Origin of the sequence: Leisingera sp. ANG-S5 (assembly GCF_000813925.1) — a bacterium.
Classification (GTDB): Bacteria; Pseudomonadota; Alphaproteobacteria; order Rhodobacterales; family Rhodobacteraceae; genus Leisingera.
In genome coordinates this window covers 93,025-117,422 of sequence record NZ_JWLH01000005.1, presented here as the reverse complement: position 1 = coordinate 117,422, position 24,398 = coordinate 93,025, and the positions used below count along the sequence as shown (strand labels likewise).

Annotated in this window: 25 protein-coding genes; 14 read left to right on the top strand and 11 right to left on the bottom strand. The window is 62.8% G+C overall.

What is annotated here, in order from left to right:
* The first annotated feature begins 59 nt into the window (after nt 1–59).
* Complete coding sequence (locus tag RA25_RS08860) at nt 60–971, top strand: PLP-dependent cysteine synthase family protein (protein ID WP_039171612.1); 912 nt, start codon at nt 60–62, stop codon at nt 969–971.
* Nucleotides 972–1,025: 54 nt separating this feature from the next.
* Here RA25_RS08860 and RA25_RS08855 read toward each other — a convergent pair whose 3' ends face one another.
* Together RA25_RS08855 and RA25_RS08850 are read right to left on the bottom strand one after the other, a co-directional pair.
* On the bottom strand, nt 1,026–1,433 hold the full coding sequence (locus RA25_RS08855; RefSeq protein WP_082020155.1) for a DUF2513 domain-containing protein: 408 nt from the start codon (nt 1,431–1,433) through the stop codon (nt 1,026–1,028).
* A 122-nt stretch (nt 1,434–1,555) separates the two neighbouring features.
* The gene (locus RA25_RS08850; protein ID WP_039147779.1) at nt 1,556–1,978 is read right to left on the bottom strand and encodes a tellurite resistance TerB family protein; all 423 of its coding nucleotides are present in this window, start codon (nt 1,976–1,978) and stop codon (nt 1,556–1,558) included.
* 252 nt (nt 1,979–2,230) lie between these two features.
* On the opposite strand from RA25_RS08850, the gene RA25_RS08845 reads away from it, so the two are divergent.
* The 3 genes from RA25_RS08845 to RA25_RS08835 all read left to right on the top strand — a co-directional run bounded on the left by RA25_RS08845 (nt 2,231) and on the right by RA25_RS08835 (nt 6,836).
* The gene (locus RA25_RS08845) at nt 2,231–3,874 is read left to right on the top strand and encodes a lysine--tRNA ligase (RefSeq protein WP_039171610.1); all 1,644 of its coding nucleotides are present in this window, start codon (nt 2,231–2,233) and stop codon (nt 3,872–3,874) included.
* A 177-nt stretch (nt 3,875–4,051) separates the two neighbouring features.
* Entirely contained in the window at nt 4,052–4,453 is a 402-nt protein-coding gene (locus RA25_RS08840; protein ID WP_039171607.1) for a DUF4864 domain-containing protein, read from the top strand.
* A gap of 97 nt (nt 4,454–4,550) precedes the next feature.
* Nucleotides 4,551–6,836 (top strand): hypothetical protein, encoded by a 2,286-nt coding sequence (locus RA25_RS08835; RefSeq protein ID WP_039171605.1) that lies wholly within the window; start codon nt 4,551–4,553, stop codon nt 6,834–6,836.
* Nucleotides 6,837–6,838: 2 nt separating this feature from the next.
* On the opposite strand, the gene RA25_RS08830 is transcribed toward RA25_RS08835, so the two are convergent.
* Complete coding sequence (locus tag RA25_RS08830) at nt 6,839–7,324, bottom strand: HugZ family pyridoxamine 5'-phosphate oxidase (protein WP_039171603.1); 486 nt, start codon at nt 7,322–7,324, stop codon at nt 6,839–6,841.
* 27 nt (nt 7,325–7,351) lie between these two features.
* Nucleotides 7,352–8,011, bottom strand: a complete 660-nt coding sequence (locus RA25_RS08825) for a hypothetical protein (RefSeq protein ID WP_052254209.1) — start codon at nt 8,009–8,011, stop codon at nt 7,352–7,354.
* Nucleotides 8,012–8,164: 153 nt separating this feature from the next.
* Here RA25_RS08825 and RA25_RS08820 point away from each other — a divergent pair, with 153 nt between their 5' ends.
* On the top strand, nt 8,165–8,488 hold the full coding sequence (locus RA25_RS08820) for an antibiotic biosynthesis monooxygenase family protein (protein WP_039171601.1): 324 nt from the start codon (nt 8,165–8,167) through the stop codon (nt 8,486–8,488).
* A 36-nt stretch (nt 8,489–8,524) separates the two neighbouring features.
* Here the strand turns inward: RA25_RS08820 and RA25_RS08815 are convergent, their stop codons facing one another.
* Nucleotides 8,525–9,067: a hypothetical protein gene (locus tag RA25_RS08815; protein WP_039171599.1), complete on the bottom strand. Its 543-nt coding sequence runs from the start codon at nt 9,065–9,067 to the stop codon at nt 8,525–8,527.
* A gap of 170 nt (nt 9,068–9,237) precedes the next feature.
* Between RA25_RS08815 and RA25_RS08810 the strand changes: the two genes are divergently transcribed.
* Nucleotides 9,238–9,645: a universal stress protein gene (locus RA25_RS08810; protein WP_019296687.1), complete on the top strand. Its 408-nt coding sequence runs from the start codon at nt 9,238–9,240 to the stop codon at nt 9,643–9,645.
* Nucleotides 9,646–9,657: 12 nt separating this feature from the next.
* On the opposite strand, the gene RA25_RS08805 is transcribed toward RA25_RS08810, so the two are convergent.
* Nucleotides 9,658–10,266 (bottom strand): hypothetical protein, encoded by a 609-nt coding sequence (locus RA25_RS08805; RefSeq protein WP_039171597.1) that lies wholly within the window; start codon nt 10,264–10,266, stop codon nt 9,658–9,660.
* 152 nt (nt 10,267–10,418) lie between these two features.
* On the opposite strand from RA25_RS08805, the gene RA25_RS08800 reads away from it, so the two are divergent.
* Nucleotides 10,419–10,703, top strand: a complete 285-nt coding sequence (locus RA25_RS08800; RefSeq protein ID WP_019296685.1) for a TFIIB-type zinc ribbon-containing protein — start codon at nt 10,419–10,421, stop codon at nt 10,701–10,703.
* A 51-nt stretch (nt 10,704–10,754) separates the two neighbouring features.
* On the opposite strand, the gene RA25_RS08795 is transcribed toward RA25_RS08800, so the two are convergent.
* Nucleotides 10,755–11,222 (bottom strand): aminoacyl-tRNA deacylase, encoded by a 468-nt coding sequence (locus RA25_RS08795; RefSeq protein WP_039171595.1) that lies wholly within the window; start codon nt 11,220–11,222, stop codon nt 10,755–10,757.
* Nucleotides 11,223–11,521: 299 nt separating this feature from the next.
* Between RA25_RS08795 and RA25_RS08790 the strand changes: the two genes are divergently transcribed.
* Both RA25_RS08790 and RA25_RS22690 read left to right on the top strand, forming a co-directional pair.
* Nucleotides 11,522–11,824, top strand: a complete 303-nt coding sequence (locus tag RA25_RS08790) for a hypothetical protein (protein WP_039171593.1) — start codon at nt 11,522–11,524, stop codon at nt 11,822–11,824.
* Nucleotides 11,825–12,179: 355 nt separating this feature from the next.
* A complete protein-coding gene (locus RA25_RS22690) occupies nt 12,180–12,956 on the top strand; it encodes an SMODS-associated NUDIX domain-containing protein (protein WP_152612178.1) in 777 nt (258 codons plus the stop codon).
* A 7-nt stretch (nt 12,957–12,963) separates the two neighbouring features.
* Here RA25_RS22690 and uvrB read toward each other — a convergent pair whose 3' ends face one another.
* Both uvrB and RA25_RS08780 read right to left on the bottom strand, forming a co-directional pair.
* Entirely contained in the window at nt 12,964–15,159 is a 2,196-nt protein-coding gene (gene uvrB / locus RA25_RS08785; RefSeq protein ID WP_039171590.1) for an excinuclease ABC subunit UvrB, read from the bottom strand.
* An 84-nt stretch (nt 15,160–15,243) separates the two neighbouring features.
* Complete coding sequence (locus RA25_RS08780; RefSeq protein ID WP_039171588.1) at nt 15,244–15,699, bottom strand: MarR family winged helix-turn-helix transcriptional regulator; 456 nt, start codon at nt 15,697–15,699, stop codon at nt 15,244–15,246.
* A gap of 86 nt (nt 15,700–15,785) precedes the next feature.
* On the opposite strand from RA25_RS08780, the gene RA25_RS08775 reads away from it, so the two are divergent.
* Nucleotides 15,786–16,442, top strand: coding sequence for a glutathione S-transferase family protein (locus RA25_RS08775; protein WP_039171586.1), 657 nt, complete (start codon nt 15,786–15,788; stop codon nt 16,440–16,442).
* A 115-nt stretch (nt 16,443–16,557) separates the two neighbouring features.
* Nucleotides 16,558–16,869, top strand: a complete 312-nt coding sequence (locus RA25_RS08770) for an ETC complex I subunit (protein ID WP_039171584.1) — start codon at nt 16,558–16,560, stop codon at nt 16,867–16,869.
* Nucleotides 16,870–17,053: 184 nt separating this feature from the next.
* Here the strand turns inward: RA25_RS08770 and pdxR are convergent, their stop codons facing one another.
* Nucleotides 17,054–18,535: a MocR-like pyridoxine biosynthesis transcription factor PdxR gene (gene pdxR, locus RA25_RS08765; protein ID WP_052254208.1), complete on the bottom strand. Its 1,482-nt coding sequence runs from the start codon at nt 18,533–18,535 to the stop codon at nt 17,054–17,056.
* A 161-nt stretch (nt 18,536–18,696) separates the two neighbouring features.
* On the opposite strand from pdxR, the gene RA25_RS08760 reads away from it, so the two are divergent.
* The 3 genes from RA25_RS08760 to RA25_RS22115 all read left to right on the top strand — a co-directional run bounded on the left by RA25_RS08760 (nt 18,697) and on the right by RA25_RS22115 (nt 23,724).
* Nucleotides 18,697–20,280 (top strand): ABC transporter substrate-binding protein, encoded by a 1,584-nt coding sequence (locus RA25_RS08760; protein ID WP_019296676.1) that lies wholly within the window; start codon nt 18,697–18,699, stop codon nt 20,278–20,280.
* A 494-nt stretch (nt 20,281–20,774) separates the two neighbouring features.
* Nucleotides 20,775–22,910 carry a calcium-binding protein gene (locus RA25_RS23420; RefSeq protein ID WP_052254207.1) on the top strand — a complete coding sequence of 712 codons (2,136 nt, stop codon included), beginning with the start codon at nt 20,775–20,777 and terminating at the stop codon, nt 22,908–22,910.
* An 88-nt stretch (nt 22,911–22,998) separates the two neighbouring features.
* The gene (locus RA25_RS22115) at nt 22,999–23,724 is read left to right on the top strand and encodes a hypothetical protein (protein ID WP_052254206.1); all 726 of its coding nucleotides are present in this window, start codon (nt 22,999–23,001) and stop codon (nt 23,722–23,724) included.
* A gap of 22 nt (nt 23,725–23,746) precedes the next feature.
* Here the strand turns inward: RA25_RS22115 and maiA are convergent, their stop codons facing one another.
* Nucleotides 23,747–24,379, bottom strand: coding sequence for a maleylacetoacetate isomerase (maiA, locus tag RA25_RS08745; protein WP_039171582.1), 633 nt, complete (start codon nt 24,377–24,379; stop codon nt 23,747–23,749).
* Nucleotides 24,380–24,398 lie beyond the last annotated feature (19 nt).

Here is a 24,398-nt window from a genome sequence, read left to right as displayed (position 1 = left end):
ACTGGCGCATAGTCACTTTAATTTTGAAAGTGAGTCGCGCAGCAAGGGAGACCCGCCGCATGAACGCCATCGGAAACACGCCGCTTGTTCAATTGAAGCATCTGACCACCCCGGACATGGCCGAGGTCTGGGTGAAATGGGAGGGCGCCAACCCGACCGGCAGCATGAAGGACCGGATGGCGCTGTCGATGATCGAAGGGGCGGAGCGGCGCGGCGATCTGGAACCCGGCGGCAGGGTGGTGGAATACACCGGCGGCAGCACCGGCAGCTCGCTGGCGATGGTCTGCGCCACCCGCGGCTACCAGGCGCATTTCGTCTCTTCCAATGCGTTCTCGGAGGAAAAGCTGCAGACCATGCGCGCCTATGGCGCCGAGGTGGAGATCATCCACGCCGAGGGTGGCATCCTGACCGCCAGCGTGATCGACCGCACCATCGCGCGGGCCAGAGAACTGGCGGCGGAGCCGGATGTGTTCTGGACCGATCAGGTCAACAACATGGACAACAAGCGCGGCTATCACGGTATGGCGCGGGAGATCCTGTCGCAGCTGGACGGGGCGGTGGATGAGTTTGTCATGGCCACCGGCGGCGGCGGCTGCATCTCCGGCAATGCCGAGGTGCTGAAGGAGGTGAACCCCGAAACCCGCATCATCGCCATCGAGCCGTACTACGTGCGCAACCTGTCGGGCGGCGACACCAGCGGCACCCACCAGCTGGAGGGGATCGGGCTGTCCTTCCTGCCGAAAATCCTACGCCGCGACCTGATCGACGACGTGGTGCCGGTCCGGGACGAGGACGCCTTTGCCGCTGCCCGCATGCTGGCGCAGCAGGAAGGCTTGCTGGGCGGTATTACCTCCGGCGCCAATATCTGGGCGGCGCTGCAGCGGGCGCGCGAACTGGGGCCGGGCAAGCGGGTGGTCACCGTGGTGATCGACACCGGCCTGCGCTATCTGAACTCTGCTCTGTACCGGTGAAAAAAAGTACGGCCGGCGCGGGGTGAGCGCCGGCCGGGTCCCCGGAAGCACTGCTCAGGTGCCGGAAGTTTCCAGCACGCCGGCCTCACGGCGCATCATGTCCCTGGCCAGATCGCTAAGGATCTCCATGCTGAAGCCGCCCATCTGCCGGTGGAGCGCCTGGACCGCGGTCCAGATGTCCTCGCGGCGGATATTGTCCAGCAGTTCATGGCCGCTCCAGGTCAGGCCGCGCACATGCCAGTTGCCGTTCGACAGCCGGCTGAACTGCGCCAGCCCGGCGCTTTCCAAGAGGCTCAGGTGATAGGACAGCTTGCGGGCCTCGGCGTCGGGCAGGCACTCCTCCGCGGGCAGCATCATTGCTTCGGCAGAAGAGCGCGGCAGGGCGCAGAACGCCTCTCTGCCGCCCTCAATCTCAAGCAGAAGCCTGCGGATTTCACCTATGTCTCTTTGCCACCTGACCATGAACCGATTCCCAACACGCGTCGAACTAGCGCGAAATGGGAGTCGGTCAAATTTTCTGCAAGTCTGCGTTGTGCAACCCCGCCATGCGCGGGCAGCAAGGGAAGCTGCGTCAACTTCTGGCGTCAGACCATGTGCCGCGCCCGTGCGCCGCGCTCGATTGCGGCGGCGTGCAGCCGGTCGATGTTCAGCTCGTAGCGGACCTCTGCCAGGAACTCCAATTCGGTCTCGCCCAGCACCCCGTCGGCCGCCGCCACATCGCAAGACAGCGCATAGGCTGTCTCGAACAGCCGCTCCGGCAGGTCGCCGCGAATGAGGCCGAACAGCGCCTCCAGACCGTCCTCCTGCTCAAACAGGTCGAACACGGTGCGGGAAATGCGGCTCACCCGGTCGATGTCATAGTCGGCAAACACCGGCAGCATGTTCACTGCCGACTGGATCTTGACCAGCTCGGCGGTGCGGATGTTCTCGTCCGAGGCAGATACCGCCACCATCAGCGCCACCAGGCAGTCCTGCGGGGACATCGGGTGCGGGGTTTGCTCTGTCATGGACGAATTCCTTGTCTGGAAATATTGCGATGCAATCAGGATAGGTATGCCTGCAGCCGGGTTCAACGGCAGACCGCGCGCTGCGGCAATTTTTGCGCGGCTGCGGCCCGCAAATCCCCGTGCCGGCAGGGCTGCCATTATTGACTCATGCTGCACAGGCACAATAGAGGGAAGGGCCGGGTGCATGGGGCATCCGGGATGATCACGCGGCACCCCGATAGCTGACAGAACTGCCGCCGATGGAGAACACAAATGTCTGATGTGCGCGAAGAAGCTCTGAAGAGCAAAGCCTGGCCGTTTGAAGAAGCCCGCCGGGTTCTCAAACGTTATGCCAAGGGCGCGCCGGAGAAGGGCTATGTGCTGTTCGAAACCGGCTATGGCCCGTCGGGCCTGCCGCATATCGGCACCTTCGGCGAGGTCGCCCGCACCACCATGATCAAGAAGGCGTTCGAGACCATCTCGGACATCCCGGCCAAGCTGATCTGCTTCTCCGATGACCTCGATGGCATGCGCAAGGTGCCGGGCAACGTCCCCAACCAGGAGGCGCTGGCAGAGCACCTGCAAAAGCCGCTCACCTCGGTGCCGGACCCGTTCGGCACGCATGAGAGCTTTGGCCACCACAACAACGCCATGCTGCGCCGCTTCCTCGATACCTTCGGGTTCGAATATGAGTTCTATTCGGCCACCGAATTCTATGGCTCCGGCCAGTTCGACGAGATCCTGAAGCGCGCCGTCGAGAAATACGACGACATCATGGCGATCATGCTGAAGTCCCTGCGCGAGGAGCGCCGCCAGACCTATTCGATCTTCCTGCCGATCCACCCGGACACCGGCCGCGTTCTGTACGTGCCGATGAAGAAGGTGGACGCGGAAAACTATACCATCACCTTCGACGATGAGGACGGCAAGGAATGGACCCTGCCGGTGACCGGCGGCAACGTGAAGCTGCAGTGGAAGCCGGACTTTGGCGCCCGCTGGGCCGCGCTGGAAGTCGATTTCGAGATGTACGGCAAGGACCATTCCACCAACACGCCGATCTACGACGGAATCTGCCGGGTGCTGGGCCAGCGCGCGCCGGAGCATTTCACCTATGAGCTGTTCCTCGATGCCAACGGCCAGAAGATCTCCAAATCCTCCGGCAACGGCATCTCGATCGACGAATGGCTGACCTATGCCTCGACCGAGAGCCTGGCGTATTTCATGTACCAGAAGCCCAAGACCGCCAAGCGGATGCACTTCGACGTGATCCCCAAGGCGGTGGACGAATACCATCAGCAGCTGCGCGCCTACCACACACAGGACCTGAAGGCGCAGCTGAACAACCCGGTGTGGCATATCCACGGCGGCGACGTTCCGCAGTCCGACATGGTGGTGCCGTTCTCGATGCTGCTGAACCTGGCCTCCGCCTCCAGCGCCGAGGACAAGGAAACCATGTGGGGCTTCATCAACAAATACGCCCCCAACGCCACCCCCGACACCCATCCGGGCATGGATCAGGCAGCGGGCTTTGCGGTCGCCTATTTCAATGACTTTGTGAAACCCGCAAAGGAATTCCGCCTGCCCACCGATCAGGAGCGCGCAGCACTCAGCGATCTGGCGGATGCGCTGAAATCACCGGACGCAGCACTGGCTGCGATTGCCAAGAAGAACGAAATTGCAGGCAACGACGACCCGCTGCCCGAGGCCAACTTCGCGGATGAGGAATTCCTGCAGTCGGTGGTCTTTGCCATCGGCAAGATCCACGGGTTTGAACCGCTGCGTGCCTGGTTCTCGGCGATCTACGAGGTGCTGCTGGGCGCCTCCCAGGGCCCGCGTTTCGGCGGTTTCATCGCGCTTTACGGCGTCGAGGACACCATCGCCCTGATCGAAAAGGCGCTGGCGGGCGAACTGGCCTGAACCTGCATTCAGGGACAATGAGACAGGGCGCGGTTTTCCGCGCCCTTTTCGTTTCAGCGATGCGGCGCACAGCGCGCCTGCGGCCTTCCCCTGCGCAAGAAAATTACCAAATCGCAAAAAATGTTTTGACGCTGCGTCACTCTGGTCTAACTTAAGGGAACGGACCGGGAGGGACAGATGCGCAGTGTTCTGTTTGCGGGGGTAAGTGTTTTTCTTCTGTCCTTTCCGGCATTAGCTCAGAAAGAGCCGGTCACATCCGTGATCGGCTCTCAGTTTGAGGCCTTCCTGAACAATGATGCAGAGACGGCGTTCACCTACGCCTCCCCGAATATCCGGCGGATTTTCGGCACGCCAGAGCGGTTTGGCGAGATGGTGCAGCAGGGCTATCCGATGGTCTGGCGCCCGGCTGAGGTGCGTTATCTGGATCTGCGCGAGGTGGCCGGCAGCCTGTGGCAGCGGGTGATGATCACCGATCAAAGCGGCGCCGTGCACCTCTTGGATTACCAAATGGTTAATCTGGAAAGCGGATGGAAAATCAATGCGGTACACCTGCTGAAAGGGCAGGCTGACAGCGTCTGAACCCAGGGCAGCGTACGCACCGCTTGGCGGAATTTAACGCCCTTTCTGTACTTCCTTTTCCCCGAACGCGACATGCGCAGCAGGAAAGGAAGCTTCCATGAACAAGGCAATCACCGAAGGTCTGCAGCTGATGCCCCCCGCCTTTGCGGAAGGTCTGAATGTCTGGTCCAGCGGCGACGGCACCCCCGGCTCTGACACCTATGACGGCGCCGCCAATGCGGTCTTTGTGGCGGCGGACGCGGATTTCGGCGGCTGCCTGGAGATGCAGAAGACCGAAAACACCCAGAAGCTGCGCTTCATGGGCCAGACACCTCTGGAGCCGGGCTGCTATCTGCAGATCAAAGTGAGAATCAAAGCCGTCAGCGGCGCGCTGCCCTCGGTCCGCGTGGCCGGCTGGGCGGCGCAAAGCAATGGCAGCCACATCAGCGGCGTTTCAGAAACCGCTCCGCAGGTCGCGCTCAGCACTTATGGCGAGGTGGTGGAGGTGACCGGCATCGTCGGCAGCGGCAGCCGCGGCGGCGTGGATATGCCGTGGGGCCGCAATGCGGCTTACGGGCACTTCGGCCTCGACCTCACCGGCGCCAACGGCGGCGTGGTGCGGATTGATGATATCGAGATCACCGACATCACCAGCGCCTTCCTGCGCGATATGCTGAACGTGGTGGACGTGACCGATTACGGCGCCATCGGCAACGGCAGCTTTGACTGCGCGGCTGCGTTCGAGGCCGCAGATGCCGCCGCAGACGGCCGCCGCATCCTGGTGCCTGCGGGCGAATACTACCTTGGCAGCACCGTGTCGCTGAACCACGAAGCGGTGTTCGAAGGAACGCTTGAGATGCCGGACAGCGCCATGCTGCTGCTGACCAAGAACTACAACTTCCCGGCCTATGCCGCCGCCTTCGGGGATGAGGAACTGGGCTTCAAGAAGGCCTTTCAGGCTCTGATCAACAACTCTGACCATGAATCGCTCGACCTGATGGGCCGCAAGATCACCGTCACCGGCCCCATCGACATGGCCGCAGCGGTGCCGAACAAATCCTCCTATGCAACCCGCCGCGTCATCCGCAACGGCCAGCTGGAGGCCGCCAGCAGTTCCGCCTGGGACACGGATGTTGTGACCTCGCAGGCGACCTACAGCGCGTCGGATTCCAAGAAGCTGACCAATGTGTCCAATATCGCCAACATCGCCGTCGGATCGCTGGTTGAGGGCGCGGGCGTGGGCCGCGAGATCTATGTGAAATCCAAGAACACCGGGGCCGGCGAGCTGACCCTCAGCGGGGCGCTTTATGATGCTGAGGGGACCCAGAGTTTCACCTTCCGAGATTTCAAGTACCTGGTGGATTTCAGCGGTTTCAGCTCGCTCAGCAAGTTCGGGCTGCAGGATATCGAGTTCCAGTGCAACGGCCGCTGCAGCGCCCTGCGGCTGTCGCCCGCGGGATCCGTCACCTCGATCGACAGCTGTTTCATCTCCCGCCCCAAGGACCGCGGCATCACTTCCATCGGCACCGGCTGCCAGGGCATCCTGGTCGACAACTGCCAGTTCCTGTCGGACGAGGACCCGCTGGATGTCTCGCAGCGGGTCAGCATCGGGCTCAACGTCAACAACAACGACGCCAAGCTGCGCAGCAACCGTGCCACCCGCTTCCGCCACTTCGCGATCCTGGGCGGCAGCAACAACACAGTGACCGGCAACCATTTCTTTCAGGGCGACAGCGTGCCGAACGGGGTGCGCACCGCGGGGCTGGTGCTGACCTCCAACAACTGCACCTCCACCGTGTCCGACAACTATGTCGACAATTGCTTCATCGAATGGACCAACGAACGCGACCCCACCCCGGACTACACCGGCGGCTTCTCCTTCAGCGCGCTGTCGATCAACGCCAATGTGTTCCTGTCCGGCGATGTCGCGCCCTGGTTCAGCTACATCGTGGTGAAACCCTACGGCAGCGGCAACTTCCTCAACGGCGTCTCGATCACCGGCAACAAGTTCCGTTCCACCAATGGCAGTATCGACCGGGCGGAACGGGTCGACACCAGCTTTGCCGATCTCGACTTCAGCCGGTCCAAGAACGTGGTGGTCACCGGCAACATGTACCACAACGTCACCGCTCATTCCGCCAATCCGCTGCGGGTGCTGCATGACCAGTCCTCGGCGTCGTCGTCCTGGACCGTGGATTCAGACGGGGAGCTGCCGTTCCGGGGCTATGCGCGCTTTGTCGACAGCGTGGTGGCGCAGGGGGCGCTGCGCACCAGCGGCAACAGCATCCGTTACCTCGCGCCCTATGCCGACGTGCTGCAGGGATCGAACAACGACGAAATCCGCCTGCGCTGGCAGGAGGCGGTCAAGGGCGAGGTGCAGGTGCTGATGCGGATGGACAGCTGATGTCAGCGGCCGGGCAGCAGATCAGCAGCGGCAAGGCGGAAGGCCTTGCCGAAGCCGCCGTTCAGATGCGCCGCCGTGACACGAAAGCGGACAAAGCTGAAATCGGCAAACTGCAGGTACAGCTTGGCCTTGGGCTGATGGCGCAGATAGGCTTCCGCCAGCGCCTCATGCGCCGGATCGCTGCGGGGCACAAACGCCGCCTCTGCCAGCAGGCTGAGGCGCGGGTGGGTCAGCGCATCCCCCTTGGCGCCCGGCTCCCCCACCAGCAGCGAACAGGCCGGGTGCTGCCGCAGTGCTCCGGTGTGCTGCGCCAGGTCCGAGACCAGGCTGACCGGGCATCCGTCCGGGTCCAGCCCGAAGGCCACCCGCGTCACCAGCGGCTGGCCACCCTCCAGCAGCACGCCAAGCGCAGCAAAGCGGGCGGTTTCCATCAGGCCGCGCGCCAGTGCGCGGGCTTCATCATCGGTGGGGCGGATCACATCGGCCATATCGCGCTTTCTGTCCTGGGAAAGGGTTCAGAATTTCTGCCACAGCCCCAGCTTCAGGCCAAGACTGCCGCCGCCCGCGCTGCGGTGCTCCAACCCCAGGATCAGCTCGCGCCCGGCAGGCAGCGGATAGCGCAGCGACGGCGTCAGCGTATAGGAAAACTGGCCGCCTTCCGGCTTGTAGGTCTCAATCTGCAGCATCGGTGCAGGTTTGCCGGGGCGGTTCAGCCCCAGGGTGGCATCAAATTTCCAGGCTGCCGCCAGACCGCTGTTGCGCAATTCATAGGCGGCATCTATGGCCAGCCAGCCGCTGGTTTTGCCGGTTTGGAACCCGCGCCCGTAGGACAGGGTCGTTCTCTGCATCAAGGCCCATTGGCCGCGGTAATGATTGCCGCCGAAGCCGGCCTCAACCGCAAGCCTGTACCTTTCCCCCGCGCGCAGCGGCATCCGTGCGAAGATCATCGCGTGCCCGGAGATATCCGCATTCTGGTTCAGATCCACCCCCAGCGTCAGCTTCGGCGTGATCCCGTAAGTGCCGTAATAACCCAGCTCATGCAGTGCGCCGCTGTCGGTCTGCCGGTAGGTGGCGCTGGCCGCGGCAAAGCCCTTGCCCGGCGCCTCCAGCCAAGCGCCGCCAGCCGCCGGCGGGGCCAGCAGCACGGCAAGACAGGCGGCATAGGCAGTTCTCATCCCTGGGCCTCATCACGAGTTCCTCAAGGGTTTGGCGTTATGGTTAAGGTTGTATTAACCGCAATGGTCGCTGCCCTGGGGTGTTCCGTAAAAAATGTCGTGCGCTTTCCGCGTGATCGGGCGTAGGCTGGACCCAAGTCAACGGAGGAGCCAATGCCGAAAATAGCAAAAACCGCGGACATCCAGACCGTTATCACCACATTCGAGATGACGCCGGGGACATGCCAGGACCTGCTGGAGGCGCTTGAGGACGCCTATGCCGAGTTCATCTCCAAGCAGCCGGGCTTCATCGCAGCGGGCCTGCATGTGAACGATGCGCAGACCCGGATCGCCAACTACTCGCAATGGCGCCGCCGCGAGGATTTCATGGCGATGCTGCGCAGCCCGGAGATGCGCGAGCGCAACCGCAAGATCAACGAGCTGTGCCGCAGCTTCGAGCCGGTGATGTATGACGTCGCCGAAGTGTTCGGGGCCTGAGGCCCCGGCCCGGGTCAGGCGGTGGGCTGCCTGACCCTAGATAAACCGGCGCAGGGTCATCAGCCCGGAGCGGATGATGACCTTGGCCGAATCCACCACCGCGGCGATGCGCTCGTAGTGCACCTTGATCGGCCCTTGGGAACGCAGCAGGATGGTCACCGCATCAGCCCGGGCGCGCCGGAAGGCTTCGGCCGCCGGGCTCAAACCCTCCGGCTTGATCGCCTTGAACGTCTGGCCGCCGCTGCGCAAAGGCGCCGCCGATCTGTCCCGGTACTGCTTCAGCGCCGCGTTCAGGGTGCTCTCCACCATCTTCAGCGCCTTGCGTCCGTCCTTGTAGTCCGGGTAGCGGCTCAGCTCCGCTGCGGCGCGGCGGTAGAACTGCCGGTAGCAGTCGATCTGATAGGCGGAGGGCAGCTGGCGGCAGGTGCCGTTGCCGCTGGTCAGCACTTTCACCGCCTTGGCGGTGACGCTGTCCGACATCGCGATGGTGTAGCTGCCCTGCGGTACTGACGGGCTGGCGCCTGCGGGCAGGGCCAGGGCCACGGCCAGACAACCGGCGGAGAGGGATTTCAAAATCATCCGGGTCCCTTTCAAAGACTATCTCAGCGCACCGCCGGGCGGGCCCATGACTGGAACCTTATGCGGTCTGGGGCGTTGCGGACAAGCCTGGGCTCTGCACGCCGCGGATGATCATGGTCAACGCGCCGGGCGGAAAAAGGGTGTAGACTGGCAAAGAAGGGAGAACAGACATGTATCACAATATTCTGGTGCCGATCTCATTTGACCCGGAGCGCGACGTGACTGGGCCGCTCAAGGTGGCGCGGCTGCTGTCGGCGCCGGGGGCCAAAGTGACGCTGCTGCATGTGATCGAACAGGTGCCGGCCTATGCGATTTCCTATATCCCGGCGGACTTTATGGAGGACACCCGTACCGCGCTGCAGGCGGAACTGGACGGGCTGGCCAAGACCCTGCCCGATGCCGAAGGCGTGCTGGTGGAGGGCCACTCCGGCCGCACCATCCTGGACTATGCAGAGCAGAACCAGCCTGACCTGATCATCCTCGCCTCGCACCGTCCGGCGATGCAGGACCTGATCTGGGGATCGACCTCAGGCCACGTGGTGCGCCACGCGGCCTGTGCCGTGCATGTGGTGCGCTGAAGCGCGCTTGCCTTAAGCCGGAACCGCCACTTTCAGCAGGCTCCAGGCCAGCCGGATCATGCCGCCGGGCAGCAGGGCAGAGCGCAGCAGAACCTTGTTCGAGTTCACCGCCTGGGCGATGCGGGTGTAGTGTTCTTGCTTGTTTGACGGCGAGCGCAGCAGGATGGTCTCGGCCTTTTTCATCGCCGATTCCGTCTGCCGCTTGATCTGCGGCACCGCCGCCGGCTTGACCGCGCGGTAAAGGTTCAGACCCTTGCGCTTGGGTTTCTGCGCCGGGTCCAGGTTCTGCTTGACGGCTGTGGTCAGGGTTTCCTCGACCAGCACCAGCGCCTTGTAGGCCTCGGCATAGGCCTGGTTGCCGTTCAGCCGCTGCGCTGCCAGCTTGTAGGTGTGGCGGTAGCAATCGAATTTGTAGACCTGGGGCAGGGTGCCGCAGCGCTCAAAGCCGCTGGTCAGGGTTTTTACAACTGCCTGGGTGGCCTTGGAGCTGAGGCCGCTGCGCTGGCCGCCGCCGCTGTCCATCCCGTCCCGGCTGCCGCCGCCGCCGCCGCCGTCCGCCAAGGCCGGCACGCAGGAGAGGATCAGGGCCAGAAGCCCGGCGAGGATGGTTTTGCTGCTCATGTAAGCCTCCGTGGTTTGGGGCAGCTTACCATGCGTCAGCTGTCTGGAAACGGGCGGAAAGCCGCAAATTGCGGGTTTTTACGCCCCTGTTGTCTTGCGCCGCGGCTGAGCGGTTCCCACGTGAAAGGCTGGAGTTGTGCAAGGAGACGCGAATGCAGTGCCCGATTGACGGAACCGAACTTGTCATGTCCGACCGTGCCGGAGTGGAGATCGACTATTGCCCGCGCTGCCGCGGGGTGTGGCTGGACCGGGGCGAATTGGACAAGATCATCGAACGCTCTGCCCAGCCCGTGCAGCCAGTGCCGCAGCCGCAGCGCTATGACGACCGCAGCCGGGAGTACGGCCGGGAAGATGGCCGGAAGTATGACAAGAAGTACGAAAAGAAGTCCTTCAAGAAGAAATCGAAGAACTTCCTGGAAGATCTGTTCGACTTCTGACCGCCGCCAGCCGGGCCGCCCCGGAATCACGGGGGCGGCTGGCCGCAGGCATCAGTGCATGGTGCAGAAGGAGCCGTGTTTGGCGTCCTTCATCAGGGCGTCGAAATCGGCGCCCTTCATCTCCACCAGCGTCTTGTGATCGCCGGCCTCGAACCAGACCTTGTCGAGCCCGGTGAGGCTGTCGTCGATCACCGTGGGCACCATATAGGCCGCGCCGACGCAAGGCGCCGCGCCCGGGTCGCAATCGTCAAAGACTTGATCGAGCTCAATCTCCGGCGCCAGGCCCAGGCGGCGGTCGACCATCGACTGCAGCTTGTGCAGATCGACCTTCTGGTCAGAGGGGATCACCGCCAGGAAGGGGCCTTCCTCCATGTGAATGAGCACCGATTTGGCCAGATGGCCGCCCGGCACATGGGCGGCTTCGGCGCATTCGGACGCGGTGGCGGTATAGGGGTGGCGGACGGTGGCAAAGGGCAGGCCCTGTGCTTCCAGATGATGTTTCAGGCGTGAGGCAATCATCGAAGGGTCCTCCTGTCTGGGGCGGGACCCCGGCCGCTGGTGGCGCAGGTCATGGGCGCCGCGGGAGCCTGCTGGCTCACTGATCGGGCGGCGGCATCAGATCCGGGCGCGGCAAGCGGCAAGCCGGGGCGCGCAGGTTTCTGGTGCCTGACAGTTTGCGCCCGATGGGGTGAGTCGGGCAAGGGGGGCGGCAAGGCTGGGGCGGAACCGGCGGAAATCTCTTGGGAACCCTTTGCGCCCCCGGGCCGTTATCCCTGCGACGCACCGTTGTGGTGCCAGGTAATCGAGAGGGAAAACCCATGAAGACCGGATCTGCCGTTGCCATCGGAGTGGCCGCCGTTATCGCCATTGCCGCCGCTTTCTACATGATCGACGTCGACCAGACCGAAGAGGCCCGCCTGCCGGATGTGGATGTGAGTGTCGAGGGCGGCAACCTGCCGGAATTCGATGCCGAGGTCGGATCGGTCGAGCTGACCGGGGAATCCGCCACCGTAAAGGTGCCGGATGTCGACGTGGAGATGAAGGACGCCGAGATCACCGTGCCCGGCATCGAGGTGACCCCGCCGGAAGATGCCGGCACCGAGACCGCCGCCGACAACTGATTTAGGCTGTGTGGTGACGAGTGGTCCCCCTCCGGAGTTTCCGGAGGGTTTTTTTGTGGCTTGGGGCGGGGGCGCGGCGGTGCGACGCGGGTGTGAATGAAAAGGTGTTTCTCTGCGAAACCTTGTTTGTTGATAGATGGTTGGTTGATCAATTGTGGGGTATTTTAGGAAGAGTTTCTTTGGCCCAAGCGAGCTGTTCTTAGCTCGGTACAAGGGGATGTTGAAATAACGACTATTTAAAAACCTCTTCGCTAAACTGAGGCAAGTTCTTGGTCAAAGGAAGGTGAGGTTTTTCTTTTCGAGTAGGGTGATTGATGGTATGGGCTCAACCTGATACTTTTGGTGCGAGATTTAGATGGAAGTAAAATATTTGAAAAACCCAATAATGGCGGGTGTTAAGATTCTGATAAAGCACTCAGATCATGTGGGTCCATTCCTAAAAAGTCAAATTTACCGCGGTAAGAGCTTGCGAGTTTCTATTGCGGCGCTGGCAAGAATAGAGATAAACAACAAGTTCCTTCTTGTGCGAAATAGGCATAGGCCTGGTTACTTCTGCCCTCTAGGGGGAGTAATTAAGCACTTCCCAAGTGCAGCGCCGGTGTTGGATCATTTGGATTTTGAATTGGAAAGGAAGGCGGCTGTCGATCAAGATTTGAAAGATGATTTAAGGGGATGGATTCCTGGAGAAAATTTAGGCCCATTATTATTATGGCTGAACGAAGAGAGAGATAGGGAAAGTGCCACGGATGCGCTAAGGCGTGAAATCGAAGAGGAAACGGGTGAGGCTGAAATGAATGAGCGCATTCAGCGCGCCCTTGCGAATCTTCGTTTCCGGCGGATAAGAGCGGTTCATGAAGGTCCGTATACTCCTCACTCTTTGAGTTTTCCTCAATACCGCCGCCTGGAAGTTTTCGCACCAAGTTCGGACATTTGTTTAAAGGAGCTGCAACATCTATTTTCAGAGCAGAGTAATCAGTCGAACCTAAACTACTGCTTGGCGACAAGGGAGGAGATAGAATGTGGAAGGTTATCTCAATGTCATCCAGATACAGTATCTGGGATGGAAGTTTTACCAAACGCTAGTTACTTGTTCCGCTCAAAATTGCAGAAGAATGAGGCGGCAGCGATTTAGGAGAGGTTTATGCTCTATTTTGCGACTTGCCCCTATAGGCCCGCGTCCCGGCCTTGCCCGCGGTTGACCGCCCCCGCGATTTGACCGCCGCCTCCGAGGCCGCCTCCACCGCCGATTGCCGGGCCAGCGGGTCGTCGGAGATGGCGAGGTCCACCGCCTCCAGCCGTTTGACCTCGTCGCGCAGGCGGGCGGCTTCTTCGAACTCCAGGTTCTCCGCCGCCTTGCGCATCTGGTCGCGCAGGCCGTTCAGATGCGCCTCCAGGTTGGCGCCGTGCATCGGTTTATCAATCTGGGCGGTGACGCGGTTCATGTCCACATCGCCCTCGTAGAGGCCGGCCAGAACATCCTCGACGTTTTTCTTGACGGTTTCCGGCGTGATGCCGTGCTCGAGGTTGTAGGCGATCTGCTTTTCGCGGCGGCGGTTGGTTTCGCCCAGGGCGCGCTCCATCGAGCCGGTGATCTTGTCGGCATACATGATGACGCGGCCGTCGGCGTTCCGCGCGGCGCGGCCGATGGTCTGGATCAGCGAGGTCTCGGAGCGCAGGAAGCCTTCCTTGTCGGCGTCCAGAATGGCGACGAGGCCGCATTCGGGGATGTCGAGCCCCTCGCGCAGGAGGTTGATGCCAATCAGCACGTCAAAGGCGCCGAGGCGCAGGTCGCGCAGGATCTCGATCCGTTCCAGCGTGTCGATGTCGGAGTGCATGTAGCGGACCTTGATACCCTGTTCGTGCAGGTATTCGGTCAGGTCCTCGGCCATGCGTTTGGTCAGCGTGGTGACCAGGGTGCGGAAGCCGTTGGCGGTGACTTTGCGCACCTCGTCCAGCAGATCGTCCACCTGCATGTCCACGGGGCGGATTTCGACCTCCGGGTCCAGGAGGCCGGTGGGACGGATCACCTGTTCGGCAAAGACGCCGCCGGATTGCTCAATCTCCCAGGCCGCCGGGGTGGCGGAGACAAACACCGACTGCGGGCGCATGGCGTCCCATTCCTCGAACTTCAGCGGGCGGTTGTCCATGCACGACGGCAGGCGGAAGCCGTGTTCCGCAAGGGTGAACTTGCGCCGGTGGTCGCCCTTGTACATGCCGCCGATCTGCGGGACGGAGACGTGGCTTTCGTCGGCAAAGACGATGGCGTTGTCGGGGATGAATTCGAACAGGGTCGGGGGCGGCTCGCCCGGGGCGCGGCCCGTAAGGTAGCGGGAGTAGTTCTCGATGCCGTTGCAGTGGCCGGTGGCCTCCAGCATTTCGAGGTCGAAGTTGCAGCGCTGTTCCAGCCGCTGCGCTTCCAAGAGTTTGCCGTCGCCCTCCAGCTGGGCCAGCCGCATCTTCAGCTCCTGCTTGATGGAGATGATGGCCTGGTTGAGGGTCGGCTTCGGCGTCACATAGTGGGAGTTCGCATAGACGCGGATCTGGTCGAAGGTGCCGGTCTTTTCGCCGGTGAGCGGGTCAAACTCAGTGATCTGCTCCAGCTCCTCGCCGAAGAAGGAGAGCTTCCAGGCGCGGTCCTCCAGGTGGGCGGGGAAGATTTCCAGAGTGTCGCCTCGGACCCGGAAGGAGCCGCGCTGGAAGGCCTGGTCGTTGCGCTTGTACTGCTGGGCGACCAGATCACCCATGATCTGGCGCTGGTCGTACATTTCGCCTGCTTTCAGGTCCTGGGTCATGGCGGAGTAGGTTTCGACCGAGCCGATGCCGTAGATGCAGGACACAGACGCGATGATGATCACGTCGTCGCGTTCCAAGAGGGCGCGGGTGGCGGAGTGGCGCATCCGGTCGATCTGCTCGTTGATCTGGCTTTCCTTCTCGATATAGGTGTCGGAGCGCGGCACATAGGCCTCCGGCTGGTAGTAGTCGTAGAAGGAGACGAAGTATTCGACCGAGTTCTCCGGGAAGAAGCCCTTGAATTCGCCGTACAATTGCGCCGCCAGCGTCTTGTTGGGGGCAAGGATGATGGCCGGGCGCTGGGTTTCCTCGATCACCTTGGCCATGGTGAAGGTCTTGCCGGTGCCGGTGGCGCCCAACAGCACCTGGTTGCGCTCGCCGTCCAGCACGCCCTCGGACAGTTCCTTGATCGCGGTGGGCTGGTCGCCTGCGGGGTCGAAAGTGGTGTTCATGACAAACCGCTTGCCGCCCTCCAGCTTGGGCCGCTGCTGCGGCGCGCGCTGTGTCATCATCGGCATGGTTTTGTCGGAATGGGCGTAGGGCATCAGGCGACTCCTTAGAACGGCGCCGATTTTGGTCTGTTTTTGTTCCTGTGCAAGGGGGCGGAGGCCGCAATCCGGGATATGGTGTCAGATTTTGTCAGCAGGCAAGGGGCGCAGCAGCTTTCCGAGCAGGTCTGCCAGCCGCCGCGCCTCGCCCGGGCTGAAATGCGGGGTGACGGTCTGCTGCATGGTGTCCGAGTAAACCGCCCAGATCTGCGCGCGGGTTTCGGCGCCTTCGGCGGTGAGCAGCAGCACCTGGCCGCGGCCATCGCCGCTGCAGTCCTGCCGGGTGAGATATCCAGACTTGGCCAGCCGCTCCGCCAGCCGTGAGACACCGTATTGCGGCAGCAGCAGCTTCTCCTGCAGCTCATAGGGACGCAGGCCCGCATCGCCTGCGCATTCCAGCTCCCACAGCAGATCGTACCAGTCGAGGCCGGGCAGCCCCGCCTGTTTCAATGCGGCCTCCACCGCGGTGAGGATGGTCTTGTGCGCGCGTGCCAGCGGCAGCCAGACGGCAAAGGGATCGGGGGCGGACTCGGTCATGGCGGGAATTTAGATGCAAGTGCATTGACATTCAAGGGTGGTTGCCCATCTGATATACATGCAACTGCATCTAATTGGAGAAGCCCATGAGCGACCTGCATCTGATCAGCCACCACCTGTGCCCCTATGTGCAGCGGGCGGTGATTGTGCTGAGCGAGAAATCCATTCCGCACCGGCGCACCTATATCGACCTGGCAGGCAAACCGGACTGGTTCCGGGCGCTGTCGCCGACCGGCCGGGTGCCGCTGCTGGAGACCGGCGGGAGGGTGCTGTTTGAAAGCCAGGTGATTGCGGAATATCTGGATGAGACGACACCCGGCTCCTTGCATCCTGCCGACGCACTGGAGCGGGCGCGGCACCGGGCTTGGATTGAATACGGCTCGGACACGCTGGCGGCCATCGGGAAGCTCTATAATGCACCGGATGAGGCGGCGTTTGCTGAGGCGGCGGAGACCCTGCGCGAACGGCTGGAGCGGATCGCGCCGGAGGTGGCGGGGCCGTATTTTGCCGGGGACAGTTTCCACATGGTGGACGGGGTCTGGGGCACCATTTTCCGTTACTTTGATACCTTCGATGCGATTGGGGACTTTGGGCTGATGCCGGCACAGGGCCGGATGGCGGACTGGCGTGCGGCGATTGCGGCCCGGCCGTCGGTGAGCGAGGCGCCGCCGGAGGGCTACCCGGCGCGGCTGATGGCGTTTCTGGCCACGCGGCAATCCTATCTGGGGATGCTTGCGCGGTAGGCCTGTGGCAGCGCTGCAAAGCCCGGATAACCCTGTTCAAAATGCCACCTTGCCGCAGGCCCGCATCCGGCGCATAAAAGCGCTGGATTTGAGACTCAGGAGCGGGAGACAGCCCATGCAAGCGCGGATTTACCGGCCGGCACGCAACGCCATGACATCCGGCATGGCCAAGACGCGGAAATGGGTGCTGGAGTTTGCGCCTGCCTCGGCCCGTGAAGTGGACCCGCTGATGGGCTGGACGTCCTCCGCTGATACCCAGGTGCAGGTGAAACTGCGGTTCGACAGCAAGGAAGCCGCGGTGGAATACGCCGAGGATCATGGCATCGACGCAGTGATTGTGGAGCCAAAGGAGCGCAAGGCCAATATCCGCCCGGGCGGCTACGGCGACAATTTCGCCACCAACCGCCGCAGCCCCTGGACCCACTGAGGCTGTAAATCATTCACCCGTTCCCGCCAGGAACTGCATGAAAGGCGCCCAGCGGGCGCCTTTGCTGTATCTGGGCTGGCGCAGTATGGCAGAGACCTGGGGCATGCCTGGCCTCGACGGGTGATCTGCTTTCCGTGAGGACCAAGATAGCGCCGCCTTCCATTCATGCGGAAGGATCGCGTCATCAATCCCCCGGATCAAACAGGGAGCAAAGTTTCTCAACGGCTGCAGGAATGCCATCTTCGTGGGTGCAGCCGAATCCAAGCAGCAGCCCGTTCAAGTCCTGCCGCTGCATGCAGTAATAGGACAGCGCATAGGCAGACAGCCCGGCTGCGTCCAGCCTGTCCAGAACATCCATGTCCCGGGTGCCCGGCGGCAGATCGGCAATCACCCGCAGGCCGCTGGTGTTCTGGCGCAGCGACACATGCGGGCTGGCGATGCGGTCAAAACTGCTGATCATCGCCCTGCGGCGGCGGACATAGGCGCTGTGCATGCGGCGCATGTGGGTGCTCAGGTGGCCCTGGCTGATGAACTCTGCCAGCACCGCCTGCAGCCAGGTATTGGGGCCGCGGTCGGTGATCGCGCTCAGCGCCATCAGCGGCCGGGCCAGCGCCGGGGGCGCGATGATGAATCCCAGCCGCAGCGACGGGAACAGCGCGTTGTTGAAGCTGGAGACATAGATCGTGCGGCCCTGATGGTCGTCGCAATAGATCGCCGGATCGGGCCGGCCGCCGAACATGAACTCATTGTCCAGATCGTCCTCGATCAGCCAGGCATCCTTGCGGCGGGCCCAGTCCATCCACTCCAGCCGCTGCGCAATCGGCATCACCGCACCCAGCGGGTACTGGCAGGAGGGGGTCAGATAGGCCAGCCGCGCGCCATCGGTCTGCGGGCCGTCCTGCGGAACTGCGGCGCCGGTTTCCGTTACCCGGACCGGCACGACGGTTCCGCCTTGGGCCTGAAAGCTCAGCCGCACCACCGGGCTGGAGGGATCCTCCATCAGCACCCTGCCGCCGGGGTCGAGCAGCAGCGCGGCAATCAGGTTCAAGGACTGCTGCGAGCCGTTGGTGACAATCACCTGAGCGGGGCTGCATTTCAGGCCGCGCCGGTTCAGCACATGGTCGCAGATCGCCTCGCGCAGCGGCCCGTAGCCGCCTGGCTGGCCATAGGCCATCATGCTGCTGTCCAGCCGGTTGCGGATGCGGTTTTCGATGCGGCCCCAGACCTTGTGCGGAAACAGGTCGATGGCCGGAATATTAGCGAGGAACGGGCGCACCCGGACCGGATTGAAATAGGAGGGATCCAGCCCCTCTGCAGCCGCCCTGCCGCGCTGCGACAGCCGCGGCGGTTGCGGCGCTTCCGCAGCAATACCGCTGCCGGGATGCAGGCCGGGAAATTCCGGGTTCACGAAGGTGCCGGAGCCGGTGCAGCTTTGCAGGTAGCCTTCACTGGCCAGTTGTTCGAAAGCAGCAACCAGGGTGCTGCGGGCAATGCCGTGATGCTCCTTCAGCCAGCGGGTCGACGGCAGTTTCTGTCCGGGTTTGATGCCGCCGTCCCGGATCATCCGCCGCAACTGCTGGACCAGTTGCAGATAAAGCGGCGTGGCCGATGTGCGGTCCAGCTGCAAAAACGGCAGCGGGGCAAAATGCTTGGTCTGCTCCGGCACCGGCGGCCTCCTAAATTGGTTTGCATCATTTAACCAAAATGGACGTAGCGGGCAAAACCATTTTCTGCCACCACATCCTGGCCTGCCCCAGACGGGGCGTTTGAACAGCAACAGGCTGTATTGCCCTGTCCGGGGCGTGGTGCAGCCAGCAGGGAAACAATATGTCCGACATCATCAGCCACTACGTGGAACGGGCGGTCAAAGGCTTCATGACCCGCCGCGAATTCATCGGCCGCCTCGGCGCGCTGGGGGTTGCCGCCGCCAGCGCCAACAGCCTGCTGGCCTCTGCCGCTCGGGCCGAAGGCCCGAAGAAAGGCGGGCTGATCCGGTCCGGCCTGCAGGGCGGCGCCAGCACCGACAGCCTGGATCCGGCCCTGGCAGCCAGTTCGGTCGCCAACAACGTGCTGACCGCCTATGGCGATCTTTTGGTCGAAGTCAGCCCGCAGGGCGAAATCGTGCCGCGCCTGGCGGAAACGGTTGAGGCCAGCGCCGACGCCAAGACCTGGACCTTCAAGATCCGCCAAGGGGTGGAGTTCCACAACGGCAAGACACTGACACCGGAGGACGTGCTGAAGACCATGCAGCGCCACTCCAACGAGGACAGCCAGTCCGGCGCCCTGGGCATCATGCGCGGCATCGAGTCGATGAAGGCGGATGGCGATTACTTCAGCGTCACCCTGGAAACGCCGAATGCGGACCTGCCCTATCTGATGGCGGATTATCACCTGGTGGTGCAGCCGGGTGGCGGTATGGATGCGCCCGCTGCGGGCATTGGCACAGGCCCCTACACGGTTGAGGTCAACGAGCCTGGCGCCCGCCATGCCTTCAAGAAATTCGCGAACTACTGGGACGCGGACCGCGGCCACGCCGATGAGATCGAGATCCTGGTGCTGAACGACGACACCGCCCGCACCGCCGCACTGCAAAGCGGTCAGGTGCATTTCATCAACCGGGTGTCGCCAAAAATCGCCAATCTTCTGGGCCGCGCACCCGGCCTGCGGATCGAGAGCATTTCGGGCCGCGGCCACTACTGCTTTCTCATGCATTGCGACACCGCGCCCTTTGCCTCCAACGACCTGCGGATGGCGCTGAAACTTGCGGTGGACCGGCAGGAGATGGTCGACAAGGTGCTGCGCGGCTATGGCAGCGTGGGCAACGACATGCCGATCAACGCCGCCTATCCGCTGTTCTCCGGCGATATCGAACAGCGCAGCTATGACCCGGATCAGGCCCGCCACTACTATCAGAAGTCCGGCCATGACGGCCCGGTTGTCCTGAAAGTGTCCGACAACGCCTTCCCCGGTGCAGTGGATGCCGCCGCGCTGTTTCAGCAAAGCGCGGCCAAGGCCGGCATCCCGCTGCAGATCGAGCGGGTGCCCAGCGACGGCTACTGGTCCGAGGTCTGGAACAAGGACCCCTTCTGCGCCTCCTACTGGGGCGGGCGCCCGGTGCAGGACCAGATGTTCTCCACCGCCTACAAATCCGATGCCGACTGGAACGACACCCGGTTCAAAAGGGAAGATTTCGACGCGCTGCTGCTGCAGGCCAAGGGAGAGCTCGACACCGCCAAGCGCACCGCGCTCTACCGCGAGATGGGCCTTATGGTGCGCGACGAGGGCGGCGCCATCATCCCGATGTTCAACGACTTCATCGATGGCGTCAGCGAACAGGTCGGCGGCTGGGAGAACGATCCGGGCGGCGGCATGATGTACGATGGCGCGCTGGTGAAAACCTGGCTGCTGTGAGCTGATCTCCCGAATACTGCGGCGGGCGCTCTCTCCGGGCGCCCGCCGTTTTTATTGAATACAGAGCCATTGAACTGGCGGCCTGCAGTATCCGGAATGCGCAGGACGCTGCTGCTGCAAAGTTGCGAGCCGCCGTATCTGCCGGGAGCTGTGCCGTTCATTGGGCTTCGGGCGCGGAGCGTTCTGCCGGTCTTGCTGATCCCTGGACGTGCCACCAGGCTGCCTTTTGCAGCGCATCCGGTGTTTGCGGCAGGCGGCGCGGGAAACAGAACCGACGGCGGGGCCTCTGGCCCCGCGTGCCATTTTTGTATCTAATGCTTGCAGGAAGGCTTCAGCTGGCGAGGCGGTCTGGAGAGCGCTGGAGAACTGAGATAAATTTTCCCGGAGCGGTTGGAGACCTGCCGTCAGTTTCCTTTTAAAGGCAAAGCCCCGGTGAGCCGAGAATTTGACCCGGGCACAAGCGAAACATCTGCATTTTTCTTGATGAGGCCGCGATGGCGACGATTACATTTTACGAACCCTTTGCTATCGGCACCGAAATCGAAGCCGAATTCTTTGTCTCGGGCGAGACCATCCTGTTTACCGGGGAGGACGGCTTTCGTGCAGAGTACAGGTCGGCGCAGGGTGCAGAATTCCAGATGATTGTTGGCTCGGACAACAGTTTCACGGTTACCGGCACAATCGAATCCTACCACCAGTATCAGACCGGCAGCACCACGGAGCTGGTGTATGAGGTGACAGGTCTGGAACTGGAAGCCAGCAGCGTTGTTTCAGACCCTGACATTACCACGGACGAGTTCCTTGCGCTGTTTTACGGCGGGAACGACACATTCAACGGATCCGACGGGAACGATACTCTCAACGGTCTGACCGGTGCGGATCTGCTTTGGGGCAACAGCGGCCATGACCTGCTGAATGGCAATAGCGGTGCGGATACATTGCATGGCGGAGCGGGCAGTGATGAGCTGTACGGCGGCAGCGGTGCAGACACGCTGAACGGCGGTTCAGGTGCGGACACTCTGGCAGGCGGAACCGGCGCTGACTCCCTGACCGGGGGAACCGGCAGCGATCAGCTGTTTGGCGGTGACGCGTCCGACACGCTGGCAGGCGGTGACGGTGCGGATGCCTTGTGGGGCGGTGAGGACGCCGATGTGGCTGGCGGCGGCACTGGCGATGACACCCTGAAGGGCGGCCTGTCGGATGACACTCTTTCCGGCAACGACGGTGCTGATGCGGTCTTTGGCGAATCCGGGGCGGACCTCCTGTACGGAGGGTTTGGCACCGACACCCTGGCTGGCGGCAGCGGCAGCGACACCCTCTTCGGGGGGCGGGACAGCGATGATCTGTTTGGCGGCGGCAGCGCCGATACGCTCAGCGGTGACGACGGCGACGACAGCCTCAGCGGCGGCGGCGGGAATGATGTGCTCAGAGGCGGCGAAGGTGAGGACACGCTGAGCGGCGGTACGGGCAACGACGCGCTTGATGGCGGTGATGACGACGACGTGCTGGAGGGCGGCGACGGTGCTGACACGCTGGTGGGCGGAGAAGATGAAGACACTCTGAGCGGTGGCGCAGGAAACGACGCGCTTGATGGCGGTGACGATGCCGACGTGCTGGAGGGCAATGACGGTGCTGACACGCTGGAAGGCGGCGAAGGCGCAGACACGCTGAGCGGCGGCGCGGGTAACGACGCGCTTGACGGCGGTGAGGATGCCGATGTGCTGGGGGGCGGTGACGGGGCGGACACGCTGGAAGGCGGTGACGGCAGTGACATCTTGGATGGCGACGCAGAAGCCGACGAACTGGCCGGTGGCGGCGGGAACGACCTGCTGAGAGGCGGCGAGGGTGATGACACGCTGCGGGGCAACTTGGGGGATGACACGCTGAAAGGCGGGTTTGGCGAGGACGTGCTGCGGGGCGGTTTCGGCAATGACGTGCTGCGCGGCGACGACGGCGATGACATGCTGTACGGCAAGGCTGGAAACGATACCCTGTATGGCAGCGGCGACGATGACCAGCTGTTCGGGGATGACGGGGACGATGATCTGTTCGGCGGAACCGGAGCAGACAGCCTGAGCGGCGGCGCAGGCCAGGACATCCTGACCGGCGAGTCCGGCCAGGACACGCTGGAGGGCGGCGATGACAGCGATCTGCTGGATGGCGGCGACGGGGCCGATCAGCTTGATGGCGGCGCGGGCGATGACGTGCTGGCTGGGGGAGACGGCGCCGATACACTGACCGGCGGAGTGGGAACCGATATCCTCAGCGGCGGTGCGGATGCGGATGTGTTTGTCTTCAGCAGTTTCGATGACGCCAGTGCCGGGGACGACTTCCTGGACGTGATCACAGACTTCGACGATACGCAGGATCAGATCGACTTCAGCTCTCTCACCTCAGGGGATGCCTATATCGGTATTTCCCTCGACGATGGCGACTTTGAACTGACACCAGCCAATGGCGCCACGTTCTTCGACATCACTCTCTTCATTGATGAACACGATGACGGCCTGTTCATCGGAGCAATTGACAGCAGTGAAACAGAGCTGGATTTCGAGATCCTTCTGCTCGACGCTACAGGGTTGACCTCGGATCACATTATCGGAATTACCGGCGGTCCCTTGGGGATGTAGTGCGAAAAGGTTCGGGCTGGGTTCTCTGTCAGAGGGGGGCACACCGGCAAGAAACCCTGCATCTGCAGGGCAAAGTTAAGAGGGTTCAATGAACAGCAGTAAAAACAAGGCGGTTTGTACATTGCCACTGGCGGCCGCACTTTTGCTTGCGCCGGCACTGGCGGAAGCCGCCGCAGTGACTGGCCGGACAGCATTGCAGGAAAAGGCTGCAGTGTACGTGCACAAGGCGCAGGTGCGCGGCTCCCCGTCGCCGTCCCAGTTTGGCGGCGATGCGGAATCAGGCGGCGATGCAGCGGAAGCGGATGGCGTCAGAAGCTCAAGCACCAGTACCAGCACCGCGGCCCCGGTTGGCCCGGCGTCGGTAACCAACTCTGTCACCACTGCTGTTGTTGCCCAGATCAGCACCGCGTCGGCAGCCTGCGAGGCTGTTGGCACCACCTACCGGACGGACTGTTTGGCCAAGGAACTGAAGGCGCTGGTCAAAAACCTGCCTGCTCAGGGTGAGTACGCGGCCGCACGTGAGGCCCTTGCCACGGCCTCTGACGAACTGGCAAAACTGTCCCGGCAGAACCGTGACTACAGCCAGCCCCGGCTGCAGATCACTGTGCCATCAGACAGCGAGACCAAGCGCCGCCCGGTTGCGGCGGTGAAGCAGGAAACTGTGGCTGAAACCAACGCCAAGGCGCTGGCAATTCTGGAAGACACCACCACGGTTCTGCTGCGCTCGGCGGAGGGCAACAACGATGTGGCGCTGCATTACCAGCGGATCGCCCAGGCGCTGAATTCCAGCAAGGTGCTGCTGCGTTCCTTGTGACGCAGCGGGACGCCCGGACCGGTCAGTTTGGCGGGGCCGGGCTGGCTGCAGCAAAGGCAGGGTGGGCGGCGCAGGCCGCCTCCACTGCGCAGATCCGCGGCAGGTCCGAGAAATCAGCTTCCCAGCGGCGGGCGTTGTAAAGCTGCGGCATCAGGCAGATGTCGGCCAGCCCCGGGGTGTCGCCGGTGCAGTAAGGCGCCTGGCTGAAACCCTCCAGCAGGGTTTCAAACGCCTGCAGACCGGGGCGGATGAAGTGCTGCATCCAGGCCTTGGGCATGTCGTCCGCGCCGCTGCTGAGGGCTGTGGCGTGTTTCGCAACCTGCAGGTTGCAGACCGGATGCACATCCACCGCGACGGAATGCGCCAGTGCCCGTGCCCTGGCACGCTGGCCGGGGTCTGCGGGCAGCAGGCCAAGGCTGCGGGTCTCATCCAGGTAGTCAAGGATCGCCAGCGACTGAGTGAGGCGCAGCCCGTCGATCTCCAGCACCGGCACGAACCCTTGCGGATTGCGGGCCAGGTGTTCCGGGCTCTTGTGTTCGCCCTTAACCAGATCAACCGGCACCGAAGTGTAGCTGATCCCGGCCAGGTTCAGCGCGATGCGCAGCCGGTAGCTGGCTGATGAGCGCCAGTAGTCATAAAGGATCGTGCTGCCCATCGGCGGTCTCCCGTGCTGA

Excerpts from the sequence above, each read along its gene's own strand:
- RA25_RS08860 (WP_039171612.1), top strand. The coding sequence starts at position 60 with ATGAACGCCATCGGAAACACGCCGCTTGTTCAATTGAAGCATCTGACC.
- RA25_RS08855 (WP_082020155.1), bottom strand. The coding sequence starts at position 1,433 with ATGGTCAGGTGGCAAAGAGACATAGGTGAAATCCGCAGGCTTCTGCTT.
- RA25_RS08850 (WP_039147779.1), bottom strand. The coding sequence starts at position 1,978 with ATGACAGAGCAAACCCCGCACCCGATGTCCCCGCAGGACTGCCTGGTG.
- RA25_RS08845 (WP_039171610.1), top strand. The coding sequence starts at position 2,231 with ATGTCTGATGTGCGCGAAGAAGCTCTGAAGAGCAAAGCCTGGCCGTTT.
- RA25_RS08840 (WP_039171607.1), top strand. The coding sequence starts at position 4,052 with ATGCGCAGTGTTCTGTTTGCGGGGGTAAGTGTTTTTCTTCTGTCCTTT.
- RA25_RS08835 (WP_039171605.1), top strand. The coding sequence starts at position 4,551 with ATGAACAAGGCAATCACCGAAGGTCTGCAGCTGATGCCCCCCGCCTTT.
- RA25_RS08830 (WP_039171603.1), bottom strand. The coding sequence starts at position 7,324 with ATGGCCGATGTGATCCGCCCCACCGATGATGAAGCCCGCGCACTGGCG.
- RA25_RS08825 (WP_052254209.1), bottom strand. The coding sequence starts at position 8,011 with ATGAGAACTGCCTATGCCGCCTGTCTTGCCGTGCTGCTGGCCCCGCCG.
- RA25_RS08820 (WP_039171601.1), top strand. The coding sequence starts at position 8,165 with ATGCCGAAAATAGCAAAAACCGCGGACATCCAGACCGTTATCACCACA.
- RA25_RS08815 (WP_039171599.1), bottom strand. The coding sequence starts at position 9,067 with ATGATTTTGAAATCCCTCTCCGCCGGTTGTCTGGCCGTGGCCCTGGCC.
- RA25_RS08810 (WP_019296687.1), top strand. The coding sequence starts at position 9,238 with ATGTATCACAATATTCTGGTGCCGATCTCATTTGACCCGGAGCGCGAC.
- RA25_RS08805 (WP_039171597.1), bottom strand. The coding sequence starts at position 10,266 with ATGAGCAGCAAAACCATCCTCGCCGGGCTTCTGGCCCTGATCCTCTCC.
- RA25_RS08800 (WP_019296685.1), top strand. The coding sequence starts at position 10,419 with ATGCAGTGCCCGATTGACGGAACCGAACTTGTCATGTCCGACCGTGCC.
- RA25_RS08795 (WP_039171595.1), bottom strand. The coding sequence starts at position 11,222 with ATGATTGCCTCACGCCTGAAACATCATCTGGAAGCACAGGGCCTGCCC.
- RA25_RS08790 (WP_039171593.1), top strand. The coding sequence starts at position 11,522 with ATGAAGACCGGATCTGCCGTTGCCATCGGAGTGGCCGCCGTTATCGCC.
- RA25_RS22690 (WP_152612178.1), top strand. The coding sequence starts at position 12,180 with ATGGAAGTAAAATATTTGAAAAACCCAATAATGGCGGGTGTTAAGATT.
- uvrB (WP_039171590.1), bottom strand. The coding sequence starts at position 15,159 with ATGCCCTACGCCCATTCCGACAAAACCATGCCGATGATGACACAGCGC.
- RA25_RS08780 (WP_039171588.1), bottom strand. The coding sequence starts at position 15,699 with ATGACCGAGTCCGCCCCCGATCCCTTTGCCGTCTGGCTGCCGCTGGCA.
- RA25_RS08775 (WP_039171586.1), top strand. The coding sequence starts at position 15,786 with ATGAGCGACCTGCATCTGATCAGCCACCACCTGTGCCCCTATGTGCAG.
- RA25_RS08770 (WP_039171584.1), top strand. The coding sequence starts at position 16,558 with ATGCAAGCGCGGATTTACCGGCCGGCACGCAACGCCATGACATCCGGC.
- RA25_RS08760 (WP_019296676.1), top strand. The coding sequence starts at position 18,697 with ATGTCCGACATCATCAGCCACTACGTGGAACGGGCGGTCAAAGGCTTC.
- RA25_RS23420 (WP_052254207.1), top strand. The coding sequence starts at position 20,775 with ATGGCGACGATTACATTTTACGAACCCTTTGCTATCGGCACCGAAATC.
- RA25_RS22115 (WP_052254206.1), top strand. The coding sequence starts at position 22,999 with ATGAACAGCAGTAAAAACAAGGCGGTTTGTACATTGCCACTGGCGGCC.
- maiA (WP_039171582.1), bottom strand. The coding sequence starts at position 24,379 with ATGGGCAGCACGATCCTTTATGACTACTGGCGCTCATCAGCCAGCTAC.